This is a genomic window from Aeromicrobium sp. P5_D10, from assembly GCF_054049535.1.
The window spans coordinates 162,940-174,388 of the sequence record NZ_JBFUME010000006.1 but is presented as its reverse complement, the minus strand read 5'-3'; the positions used below and the strand labels follow the sequence as shown (position 1 = coordinate 174,388).

General features: G+C 64.7%; 12 protein-coding genes. 4 read left to right on the top strand and 8 right to left on the bottom strand.

Annotation, left to right across the window (positions count from 1 at the left end; translation table 11 throughout):
* Positions 1 to 167: 167 nt before the first annotated feature.
* From ilvC to ACXJKC_RS13355, 3 genes are all read right to left on the bottom strand, one after another.
* On the bottom strand, positions 168 to 1,193 hold the full coding sequence (gene ilvC, locus ACXJKC_RS13365; RefSeq protein WP_456697223.1) for a ketol-acid reductoisomerase: 1,026 nt from the start codon (positions 1,191 to 1,193) through the stop codon (positions 168 to 170).
* A 47-nt stretch (positions 1,194 to 1,240) separates the two neighbouring features.
* Entirely contained in the window at positions 1,241 to 1,771 is a 531-nt protein-coding gene (gene ilvN / locus ACXJKC_RS13360; RefSeq protein WP_456697222.1) for an acetolactate synthase small subunit, read from the bottom strand.
* 62 nt (positions 1,772 to 1,833) lie between these two features.
* The gene (locus ACXJKC_RS13355; protein WP_456697221.1) at positions 1,834 to 3,612 is read right to left on the bottom strand and encodes an acetolactate synthase large subunit; all 1,779 of its coding nucleotides are present in this window, start codon (positions 3,610 to 3,612) and stop codon (positions 1,834 to 1,836) included.
* 341 nt (positions 3,613 to 3,953) lie between these two features.
* Here ACXJKC_RS13355 and ACXJKC_RS13350 point away from each other — a divergent pair, with 341 nt between their 5' ends.
* Both ACXJKC_RS13350 and ACXJKC_RS13345 read left to right on the top strand, forming a co-directional pair.
* Entirely contained in the window at positions 3,954 to 4,265 is a 312-nt protein-coding gene (locus ACXJKC_RS13350; protein WP_456697220.1) for a hypothetical protein, read from the top strand.
* A 149-nt stretch (positions 4,266 to 4,414) separates the two neighbouring features.
* On the top strand, positions 4,415 to 4,729 hold the full coding sequence (locus tag ACXJKC_RS13345; protein WP_456697219.1) for a hypothetical protein: 315 nt from the start codon (positions 4,415 to 4,417) through the stop codon (positions 4,727 to 4,729).
* Between the two features lie 17 nt (positions 4,730 to 4,746).
* Here the strand turns inward: ACXJKC_RS13345 and ACXJKC_RS13340 are convergent, their stop codons facing one another.
* From ACXJKC_RS13340 to ACXJKC_RS13325, 4 genes are read right to left on the bottom strand one after another with little or no spacing between them, the layout of a single operon-like run.
* Positions 4,747 to 6,189 carry an SDR family NAD(P)-dependent oxidoreductase gene (locus ACXJKC_RS13340; RefSeq protein WP_456697218.1) on the bottom strand — a complete coding sequence of 481 codons (1,443 nt, stop codon included), beginning with the start codon at positions 6,187 to 6,189 and terminating at the stop codon, positions 4,747 to 4,749.
* 20 nt (positions 6,190 to 6,209) lie between these two features.
* A complete protein-coding gene (locus ACXJKC_RS13335) occupies positions 6,210 to 6,878 on the bottom strand; it encodes a hypothetical protein (protein ID WP_456697217.1) in 669 nt (222 codons plus the stop codon).
* Between the two features lie 32 nt (positions 6,879 to 6,910).
* On the bottom strand, positions 6,911 to 8,593 hold the full coding sequence (gene ilvD / locus ACXJKC_RS13330; RefSeq protein ID WP_456697216.1) for a dihydroxy-acid dehydratase: 1,683 nt from the start codon (positions 8,591 to 8,593) through the stop codon (positions 6,911 to 6,913).
* Positions 8,594 to 8,640: 47 nt separating this feature from the next.
* On the bottom strand, positions 8,641 to 9,234 hold the full coding sequence (locus tag ACXJKC_RS13325; protein ID WP_456697215.1) for a hypothetical protein: 594 nt from the start codon (positions 9,232 to 9,234) through the stop codon (positions 8,641 to 8,643).
* 152 nt (positions 9,235 to 9,386) lie between these two features.
* Between ACXJKC_RS13325 and ACXJKC_RS13320 the strand changes: the two genes are divergently transcribed.
* Entirely contained in the window at positions 9,387 to 9,884 is a 498-nt protein-coding gene (locus ACXJKC_RS13320) for a Pycsar system effector family protein (protein WP_456697214.1), read from the top strand.
* On the opposite strand, the gene ACXJKC_RS13315 is transcribed toward ACXJKC_RS13320, so the two are convergent.
* A complete protein-coding gene (locus ACXJKC_RS13315) occupies positions 9,834 to 10,526 on the bottom strand; it encodes a SatD family protein (RefSeq protein ID WP_456697213.1) in 693 nt (230 codons plus the stop codon). The two genes, ACXJKC_RS13320 and ACXJKC_RS13315, sit on opposite strands and share 51 nt — an antisense overlap.
* 76 nt (positions 10,527 to 10,602) lie before the next feature.
* Here ACXJKC_RS13315 and ACXJKC_RS13310 point away from each other — a divergent pair, with 76 nt between their 5' ends.
* Complete coding sequence (locus tag ACXJKC_RS13310; protein ID WP_456697212.1) at positions 10,603 to 11,439, top strand: ATP-grasp domain-containing protein; 837 nt, start codon at positions 10,603 to 10,605, stop codon at positions 11,437 to 11,439.
* Positions 11,440 to 11,449 lie beyond the last annotated feature (10 nt).

Below are 11,449 nucleotides of genomic sequence, written 5' to 3'. Positions count from 1 at the left end.
TCTCCGCTGAGGAGGTACTTGTCGCCGCATGAGGAGTTACTTGACGCCCGCCGTGGGGGCGACGACCACCTCCTCGAGGGGCGACATCCACCTCCTCAGCCTGAGGGTGCGGGGATGGGAACGCCCCGCCTAGAACCTAGGCGGGGCGTTCGTGGTGCGACTGGTGACTAGCGAGCGGCCTGGCCGTCGATGTAGTCGGCGTCCTGCTGCTGCCACGAGAAGTGCGAGCGCAAGACCTTGCCGGTCTTCTCGATCGGGTGTCCGGCTTCCTTCTCACGAAGCTCCAGGAACTCCTTGGCGCCATTGTCCTGGTCGTCGATGAAGCGTTTGGCGAACGTGCCGTCCTGGATATCGGCCAGGATGCCCTGCATGCGCTCCTTCGTACCGGCGTCGACGACGCGCGGTCCGGAGACGTAGTCGCCGTACTCAGCGGTGTCGGAGATGCTCCAACGCTGCTTGGCGATGCCGCCCTCCCACATGAGGTCGACGATGAGCTTGAGTTCGTGCAACACCTCGAAGTAGGCGATCTCGGGCTGGTAACCGGCCTCGGTCAAGGTCTCGAACCCGGCCTGGACCAGGTGCGACATACCGCCGCACAGCACGGCCTGCTCGCCGAAGAGGTCGGTCTCGGTCTCTTCGGTGAACGTCGTCTTGATGACGCCCGCGCGGGTTCCACCGATGGCCTTGGCGTACGACAGCGCGATGTCCCAGCCCTTGCCGGTCGCGTCCTGCTCGACCGCGATGATGTCGGGAATGCCACGGCCGTCGACGAATTCACGACGCACGGTGTGACCCGGCGCCTTGGGTGCGACCAGGAGGACGTCGACACCGGCCGGCGGCGCGATGTAGCCGTAGCGGATGTTGAAGCCGTGTCCGAAGACGAGGGCATCGCCGTCGACCAGATTGGGCTCGATCGACTCGGCGTACACATGACGCTGCACCTGGTCGGGGGTGAGGATGACGATGACATCGGCTTCCTCAACGGCCTCGGCGACGTTCAGGACACGCAGGCCCTCGGCCTCGGCCTTGGCCCGGCTCTTGGAGCCCTCGGCCAGACCGACGCGCACGTCGACACCGGAGTCACGCAGGTTGAGCGCGTGGGCGTGGCCCTGGCTGCCATAGCCAATAACCGCCACATTGCGTCCCTGGATGATGCTCAGGTCTGCGTCGTCGTCGTAAAAGAGTTCAGCCACGGGGTACTTCTCCTTGGGACAGTGCTGGTTGGGAAATCTTGATGGATTCAGCTGACCTTCGTGCCGGGGACGGCCCGAAGAGTGCGGTCTGTGATGGAGCGGGACCCGCGGCCGATGGCCACACGTCCGGACTGGGCGATCTCGCGGATACCGAACGGCTCGAGGACATTCAGCATCGCGGTGAGCTTGCCCGCGTCTCCGGTCGCCTCGATCGTCACGGCATCGGTGGCAACGTCGACCACTTTAGCCCTGAACAGATTGACCGTCTCCAGCACCTGCCCACGGGTCTGTGGTTCGGTCTTGACCTTGATCAGCATGAGTTCGCGCTCGACCGCATTCGTGGAGTCGAGCTCGACGATCTTGAGGACGTTGACAAGCTTGTTGAGCTGCTTGGTGACCTGCTCGAGCGGCAGTTCGTCGACGTTGACCACGATCGTCATCCGCGAGATCTCGGCGATCTCGGTCGGACCAACGGCCAGCGAATCGATGTTGAAGCCACGTCGCATGAACAGGCTGGAGACCCGTGCGAGCACACCTGGGGTGTTCTCAACCAACACGGACAAAGTATGTGAGGTCACGGTGAAACTTCCTGCTCGGAGTGACGGTCGCCCACATGCGACCGGGTGATCGGACGGCGCATTTAGAGATCTTCCTCGTCCCACGAAGGAGCCAAGTCCCGCGCGATCTGGATGTCGTCGTTGCTGGCACCGCCGTGGACCATGGGCCAGACCATGGCATCGCGTTCGACCACGAAGTCGATCACGACCGGGCGGTCGGTGATCGCCATGGCCTTCTCGATCGTCGCGTCGAGGTCGGCTTCGTTGTCGCAGCGCAGTCCGACGCAGCCATACGCGTCGGCGAGTTTGACGAAGTCGGGAATGCGGCGCGCACCGATCGACTCGGGACCGGTGTTGAGGTCGGTGTTGGAGTAGCGCTCGTTGTACAGCAGTGTCTGCCACTGCCGGACCATGCCGAGCGAGGAGTTGTTGATGACGGCGACCTTGATCGGAATGCCTTCGATCGCACACGTTGCAAGCTCTTGGTTCGTCATCTGGAAGCAGCCGTCGCCGTCGATGGCCCACACGACCGATCCGGGCAGACCGACCTGGGCGCCCATCGCCGCCGGCACCGAGTAGCCCATCGTCCCGGCTCCACCGGAGTTGAGCCACTGGCGCGGACGTTCGTAATCGACGTAGTGCGCCGCCCACATCTGGTGCTGGCCGACGCCTGCCACATATGTGGCCTCGGGTCCGGCGATAGCGCTGAGCCGCTCGATGACGGTCTGCGGCGCCAATCCTTCGGCGGGCTTGTCATAACCGACGGGGAACTTGGCCTTCGCGGCGAGCATCTGATTCTTCCAGGCGCTGTAGTCGCCCATGACGCTGTCGTCGTCAGCCTGCTTCTGCAGAACCGTGATCAGATCGGCGATGACCTCGCGGCAGTCGCCGACGATCGGCACGTCGGCCGTGCGGTTCTTGGAGATCTCGGCCGGGTCGATGTCGGCGTGGATGACCTTGGCCAGGGGCGCGAACGTCGACAGCAGACCCGTCACCCGGTCGTCGAAACGTGCCCCGAGCGAAATCAGCAGATCGCTCTTCTGCAGCGCCATGACCGCTGCGACGGTGCCGTGCATCCCGGGCATCCCGAGGTGCAACTCGTGCGAGTCGGGGAACGCGCCGCGAGCCATGAGGGTCGTGACGACCGGAATCTGGGTCAACTCGGCGAGTACCTTCAGCTCGGCGGCAGCATCGGCCTTGATGACTCCGCCGCCGACGTAGAGCACGGGCCGCTTCGCGGTGGCCATCAGACGCGCTGCCTCACGCACCTGCTTACCGTGCGGGCGGGTCGTCGGACGGTAACCCGGCAGGGCCAGCTCGCTGGGCCACTGGAACGTCGTCTGCGCCTGCAGGGCGTCCTTGGCGATGTCGACGAGTACTGGTCCCGGACGTCCGGAACCCGCGATGTGGAAAGCCTCAGCGATAACCCGGGGAATGTCGGCCGGGTCCGTGACGAGGTAGCTGTGTTTGGTGATCGGCAGCGTGATGCCGCGGATATCGGCCTCTTGGAATCCGTCGGTGCCGATTAGGTGGGTTGCCACCTGTCCGGTGATCGCGACGATCGGAACCGAATCCATGTAGGCGTCCGCGATCGCCGTGACGAGGTTGGTGGCGCCAGGACCCGATGTCGCCATGCAGACGCCGACTTTGCCGGTGACCATGGCATAACCCTGAGCCGCGTGCCCTGCACCCTGCTCGTGGCGTACCAGGATGTGCCGGATCTTCTCGGAGTCGAACAGGGGGTCGTACGCCGGAAGGATCGCGCCGCCGGGGATTCCGAAGATCGTGTCCACGTCGGCGTGCTCCAGCGCTCGCACGAGACTCTGGGCCCCGGTGAGCTGCTCAGCGATCTGCTCGGTCATGTGTTCTGGTACCTCACTGTTTGTTCCATCGTATGCCGGTCTCTGCCAGAGGAGTTTGCATAAAAAAATCCCTCGGCCCGAAGGCAATCGAGGGAGACGCGTGACCCTGGTGAGGTCTGTCGCGTCACATGGTTACTACAAGAATCTGGATCTTCACCCCCTCATTGTGGTGCGCCTCGCGGCGATGGTCAAGCCGTGAGACAACTCGTACCACGATGTGGACATTTAGCCGGGTGTGACGGGCGTGACAGCGAGTCCCTGTCATGCCGGCTCCGTACTACTGGCAACATGCTGATGTTGGTCCGCACCCTTTGACGCGGGCCCGAACATAAGGGGGACCCGTGAAGAAAACACTCAGCGCCGCCATCGTGGCAGCCGCACTGACCTTGACCGCCGCATGTGGCGGAGGTGGCGGCGACCGCCCCACCACCGACGAGATCTCCAAGGCACTGACCGGCAAGAACAGCGTCTTCGGTACTGCCGTGCCCAAGAAGACCGCCGACTGCATCGCCAAGGTTTTCGAAGAGTCTGAACTGTCCGACAAGACGCTCAACGCGATCGTCGAAGGCAAGAAGGATTACGAGAACAAGGACGACGAGAAGAAGCTCGCCGGCCTGAGCAAGGACCTTACGAAGTGCGCCTCCGCTGCCTGATCTCGCAGTGAGTTCTCGACCCGGACGGCAGTACGATCGTCCGGGTCGAGTGCATTGAGACGACAGAATGTCTGACAGGATCACAGACAACTGGCACCATTGCTGGGTCAAGAACACCGCATCCCTGTCACCCTCCACTAAGGAACCCGATGAACACGAACCTGACCGCCAAGAAGATCCTCAGCTCCACAGTCGTCGTGATGGCGCTGGCTGTGACCTCGGCATGTGGCGGCGGGGACGACCGGCCCAGCGCGGACGAGATCTCCAAGGGCCTCACCAAGGCCTCGAAAGGCGCGATCACCGAGAAGCAGGCCGACTGCGCGGCCAAGATCATCTCGAAGTCGGACCTGTCCGACAAGTCCGTTCAGGCCCTCGCCGACGGCGACAGCAAGTACAAGCCGACCAAGGACGACACGGCCAAGCAGGCCAAGCTGGCCGAAAAGCTCACGGGCTGCCTGAAGTAGCCGCCCGGGGGGCACGATCACCACGGCGACGGCGAGTAGTCCTTCAGGAACACTCCGTGGACGTCTTCCCCGGCCTCGCCGCGGATGATCGGGTCATAGACCCTGGCAGCGCCGTCAACCAGGTCGAGCGGCGCCTTGAAGCCTTCTTCGGCCAATCGCATCTTGGTCGGATGCGGTCGCTCGTCGGTGATCCAGCCGGTGTCGACCGCGGTCATCAAGATGCCGTCCTGCTCGAGCATCTCCCCCGCGCTCGTGCGGGTCAGCATGTTGAGGGCCGCCTTGGCCATATTGGTGTGCGGGTGCCCAGGACCTTTGTAGCGACGGCTGAACTGTCCCTCCATCGCCGAGACGTTGACGACGTAGGTGCGCTTGGCGTCGGCGGCCGCCATCGAGGGCCGTAGACGGCTGACCAGGATGAACGGCGCTGTCGTGTTGCACAGCTGGACCTCCAGCAGTTCGAGTGCGTCGACCTCGTGCACCCGCTGGGTCCAGCTGTTGATGTCGACCGTGTCGGGCACCAGCCCGCCCGCGTCGATGCGCTCGAGATCGGCTGAGCCGGCCGTCATCGCGAGCGAGGTGAGCTCTTCGGCGGTGTGCGAGTCACCGGCCAGCACCGGGTGCGCCGACACCGATCCGACAAGGGCGGCCGGATGGGCGTCGCTGGTGTGCCCGAAGGTCAGCAGCTCGGGCAAGGGCCCCGCGGGCAGCGGTGCCGACTCGGCCTCAGCCAGCGGTGCGTAGGCACCCGGTGTGCGGCGCACGGTCTGGGCCGCATTGTTGATCAAGATGTCGAGCGGCCCCTGCTCGGCCACGGAGTCGGCCAGGCCCACGACCTGGGCCGGATCGCGCAGGTCGATCCCGACGATGCGCAGCCGGTGGATCCACTCGGCGCTGTCGTCCATCGCGGTGAAACGGCGCACCGCGTCGTGCGGGAACCGGGTCGTGATGGTCGTATGCGCGCCGTCGCGCAGCAAGCGCAGCGCGATGTACATGCCGATCTTGGCCCGGCCGCCGGTCAGCAGCGCCCGTCGTCCGGTCAGGTCGGTGCGGGCGTCGCGCTTGGCCCGGTTGAGCACCGCGCACTCGGGACACAACTGGTGGTAGAACGCGTCGACGACGGTGTACTTCTGCTTGCAGATATAGCACGGCCGGGCGACCATCAGAGTGCCTGCTGTGGCTCCGGCGGCATTCGACACCAGCGGGATGCCTTCGGTCTCGTCGTCGATGCGCGTGGGCGAACCCGTGGCCGTGGTGGCCACGACCTCGCGGTCCGCAGCAGCTATCTGAGCTCGTTTGTCGAGTCGACGCTGTTTCTTGACGTCCTTGTAAAACTTGCCGCACGCCCGACGCAGGGCGATATAGGCCTCGTCCTCTTCGGCAAGGAACTGCGCCTCGCTCAAGACCTTGAGGGCAATCGCGAGTTCGTTGTCGTCGAAGTCTGCTGAACGCGAAGAGGCCATCTGACCATTGTCCCCGACGCTCAGCGACGCCATGGCCTGGGCCGCTTGCGCCGGTAGATCACGAACCCGTCGGGCAGCGCCGCTCGGATCTCCGCCGGCACTTCGTGCCAGCCGAGGACGTTGACGGTCTTCACGCCGACGTCAGCAGGTCTCCTCCCGACCACCTCGACGGCCGCAGAAACGAGGTCAGGATCGTCCTGATCACCGACAAAGGTGAAGGCCAGACACCCGAGAGCAGGACTCTCGTCGATCGTGTAGACAAAGGCCCTGACCTCGCTGACCGTCTGGCTGGCGGCCGCGGCCCCCACGATGCTGTCGAGAGGCCCGCCTGTCAGCTCGTCCCACGACGAGACCCGCAAGGCCGCTTCAGGCGGAAACGGTGCGGTGAGCATCTTGAGCTGCGCGACCTGGGTCGCGCTGGCCGTCATACCGGAAGGACGCTCCGGATCGACCACCACGCCGATGCCCGCAGGCACCAGCGCGAGCAGCTCGCGCACCGGGATCCATGTGAGCTCCCACGACTCGATGTGCAGCGCGTCGGTCGCCAACGTCTCGCTGCTCCAGACACACACCATCTGCTGCCCCGGCGCGGGTTCTGAACCCGACCAGACACCTGAGGACCGGTCGATGCCGACCAGCACCCGGGCGAACAAGAAGTCCCACTTCGTCGCGAATACCTGATCGCTCACATCACGACCGCTTGCCCGTTGCTCAGTGCCACTCAGCCGGTGATGGCGCCGTGGGCGGCCGAGCTGACCAATTTGCGGTACTTGGCCAGGACGCCGGTCGTGTACTTGGGCGGCAGCGGCTCCCAACCGACCTTGCGCGCTTCGAGCTCCTCGGCGTCGACCGCGACGTCGAGGCGCTTGTTGGCGACATCGAGCGTGATCTGATCGCCGTCCTTGATGAACGCGATGGGGCCCCCGTCGACGGCTTCGGGAGCGACGTGACCGACGCACAGGCCGGTCGTTCCGCCGGAGAACCGGCCATCGGTCATCAGCAGCACATCCTTGCCGAGGCCTGCGCCCTTGATGGCGCCGGTGATCGCGAGCATCTCGCGCATCCCGGGGCCGCCCTTGGGACCTTCGTAACGGATGACCACGACATCGCCCGCGACGATCGTGCCGTTCTCGAGCGCGTCCATGGCCTTGCGCTCCCCATCGAACACTCGTGCTGTGCCGGTGAAGACGTCGGAGTCGAAGCCTGCGCTCTTGACGACGGCACCTTCGGGGGCCAGCGTGCCGTGCAAGATCGTGAGCCCGCCGGTCTTGTGGATCGGCTTGTCGAGGTCGCGGATGACATCGCCGTCGAGCTTGAGCTCGATGTGTGCGAGGTTCTCGGCCATCGTCTTGCCCGTGACGGTCAGGCAGTCGCCGTGCATCAGACCGGCATCGAGCAGCGCCTTCATGATGACCGGGATGCCACCGACCTTGTCGACATCGTTCATGACATAACGGCCGAACGGCTTGAGGTCGCCCAGGTGGGGCACTTTGTCGCCGATGCGGCTGAAGTCTTCGAGCGTCAGGTCGACCTCGGCCTCGCGGGCGATGGCCAGCAGGTGCAGGACGGCGTTGGTCGATCCGCCGAGTGCCATGACGACCGTGATGGCGTTCTCGAACGCCTCCTTGGTCAGGATCTGGCGGGCCGTGATGCCCTGGCGAAGCAGCTCGACGACGGCCTCGCCCGACGCGATGGCGTAGTCGTCGCGGCGGCTGTCGATGGCCGGCGGAGCCGACGATCCGGGCAGGCTCATGCCGAGAGCTTCGGCGGCCGAGGCCATGGTGTTGGCGGTGTACATGCCGCCGCAGGCTCCTTCGCCGGGGCAGATCGCGCGTTCGATCTTGTCGACCTGCTCGCGCGACATCTTGCCGGCGAGGCACGCGCCGACCGCTTCGAAGGCGTCGATGATCGTGACGTCCTTGCCGTCGACGTTGCCCGGCATGATCGAACCGGCGTAGACGAAGACACTGGCGAGGTCGAGTCGTGCGGCCGCCATGAGCATGCCGGGAAGGCTCTTGTCGCAGCCTGCGAGCAGCACCGAGCCGTCGAGCCGTTCGGCCATCATGACGGTCTCGACCGAGTCGGCGATGACCTCACGGCTGACCAGCGAGAAGTGCATGCCCTCGTGGCCCATCGAAATGCCGTCGGAGACCGAGATCGTGCCGAACTCCAGCGGATATCCGCCGCCGGCGTGGACGCCTTCCTTGGCGCGCTTGGCCAAGCGGTCGAGCGACAGATTGCAAGGAGTGATCTCGTTCCAGCTGGACGCCACGCCGATCTGAGGCTTGACCCAGTCATCGTCGCCCATGCCTACCGCGCGAAGCATGCCTCGCGATGCGGTGGCCTCGAGGCCATCGGTGACGGTGCGGCTGCGCGGCTTGATGTCGATTTCGTTCTCGGGCATGGTCCAAGATTACGGCTCGTCCCACGAGTGCGATCGGTAGGTCAGGCTTAGTCGCCGTTCTCGACTGCGGTCTGCGTCTGCCTTTCGACTTGGGCCATCAGATGAACAGCCAGTTCGCGCATTCTCTGCTCGTCGGCCCAGCGCGCCACCCGCAACCGGCTACTGATGGCCTGGGCCGAGATCCCGAGGAGCTGAGCGGCTTGTCTTTGACTCGTGCTGCGTTGTAGCGCGGCGACAGCCTGATGCCCTTCCGGGCTGCGTTCGGCAATGATTCCTGCGAGAGCCTGGACGGCGGTTTCTGCGTACACGACATCGTCCCCACTCACCGCGACACCGGAGGAGGACTTGGGTGCCCGCTCGACTGCTGCGCGAGCGAAGACGAGCGCGGGACCTCGGCTCTCGCGTACAGACCGAGGAATCGGGGTCTCCACTTCCCCGATTCCGATGCCCACCCACCAACTGCCCCTACTCGCGACAGCAGCAACCAGATCGACCGCGACGCCCGGGTCGTCGATGAGCCCTTGCACCTCGTCACCGGCCGTACGTTCGAACCGTCTGACCAACCGATGGGTGTTGAGCGCGTCCAGCAGCTCCGGGACTGCATCTGGATTGTCCCGGCTACGCCGTTGGTCAATCGTCATCGCGAACATGAAATCAATATATACGGGTTGATTCTAGGTAATCAATGCAAGAGGGTTGATTTAGACATATCAATAGTGCGAGATTGACGCATTGCTCGCTCAACCCGGATTGCTATATTGCGGACTCATCACGATGCGCAGAGGATGTCGGTGTGTCCCACGGAACTCCCAGCGAGGTCGAACTCGCCATGCTGGCCGAGGCCCGCAATGAAGTAGGCGCTGCCGATCACAAGGCTTCCATGGTGCTTGCAGTGTTGGGAATCGGCTTCGGCGCGATCCTCGGTGGCTTGATCGCGCGCGACTGGACCCCGACCGATCTCAATCTCGCTGGGGGCCTGCTGTGGTGGGCCGGCGCACTGGCTGCTGCGGCCTCGGTCGGCAGCGCAGCAGCAGCCGTCTGGCCACGGTTCACCCTGCCGCCCAAGTCCCGCGACGTCTTCTACTGGGGGCACGTCGCGACCTATCAGGATCTCGAGGAACTCGACTCGGCACTCGACAAACACCCTCCTCGACTTGAGGACCGGACTCGGCACCAGCTGTTCGAGTTGTCGCGGATCGTGGCCCGCAAATACAGCTGTGTCCGCGCCGCCATGCGTCTCTCAGCGGTGGCCGCGCCGCTGTTCCTGATCGCCGGTTTGGTCGGCTATTAGGAGCTCGTGTGCACTCAGCACCGCGGCGGCGCCGCTGCGCCGCAAGCTCTGTGAGACCGCCGACTGGGTGACCCCCTCATCGGCTGCCATCTCGGCCTGAGACTTGCTCAACATCAGCCCCAGCATCAATCGACGCGAGCGCGGTGACATATGCGTGACAACCTCATCGCGGACCAGCAAGAAGGCGTTGATCAACGCGGGAGACGCGTAGCCGGAGGTCACGAACCCTGGCTGATCGGCGAGGGCATACCACGTACGCAGCGTCGGATTGCGAGCCACTTCTCTGGCCTTCGCCTCGACGATCGCATCGCGTGCAGCCCACCACGCCGGCCCATCCTGGATGGGTCCGTAAGCACCTACGTCCAGATCTTCGACCGCACCGATGCCGATACCGGCACGACAATCCATGCCCTCGGGCAGCGCCAGCCTGAGCATCAACGTGGCACGCAATGCGTCGTCGAGCGTCATGAACCGCCCTTGGGACTCATCTCCGAAGGTCGCCTCGAGCGGATGGTCGAACTCCACCAGTCCGTTGACCCTCTGCATCGCCGAGCGCATGGACTGATGCACCCACTTGCGGTCGGAGTGACGGCGCGAGCCCACGAGATCGATGATCACCGCCACCCGCACCAGTCCGGTCACGATATAAGCATAGGCATACTCATAAGACATATTGTGATGTGCGCAGTGGCAAGATAGCGGCGTGACCCTAGCTTTCGTGACCACTTCCACCCACCGTCCGCTCGATCCCGATCTCCCCCTCCTGACAGCCGCGGCCGCCGATCGCGGGACGTCCGCCGAGATCGTCGTCTGGGATGATCCGGCGATCGATTGGGACGGCTACGACGCGGTTGTCGTGCGGTCGTGCTGGGACTACACAACACGCCGCGAGGAGTTCTTGGGTTGGGCCGCCTCGGTCCCGCGTTTGCATAACTCACACGACATCTTGAGGTGGAACACCGACAAGGTCTATCTGCGGCAGCTCGAGGCCGCAGGGGTACCGATCATCCCCACACAATGGGATGTGGCACCTGGCGACAACATCGGCGACCACGCCGAATGGGTCGTCAAGCCGACGATCTCGGCGGGGTCGAAGGACACCGCCCGTTGGGGCAGTCGTGAGGACGTCTGGGCGCACAGCGCGGACCTCGTCGCAGCCGGTCGGACCTCGATGACCCAGCCGTACATCTCGTCGGTCGACGACGAAGGCGAGACCGCGATGTTGCACTTCAGCGGCACCTTCTCGCATGCGATCCGCAAGGGCCCCCTGCTGACGGCAGGCGAGGGCATCCGCCAAGACCGTGACAGCCGTGAGGCCATCACGTCGCGCACGCCGACCGCCGCGCAACGTGAGCTTTCCGACCACGTCCTCGACGTCGCCACCTCGCTTCTGGGTCTTCAGACCCCGCCGTTGTATGCGCGGGTAGACCTGCTCACGGCGGCGGACGGCTCGCCGGTGCTGATCGAGCTGGAGCTGGCAGAACCGAGCCTGTTCCTGCCCCAGTCCGGCGGCGGTGCGGAACGCCTGGTCGACGCGGTGCTTGCGCTCACCTGAGCAGGCATGA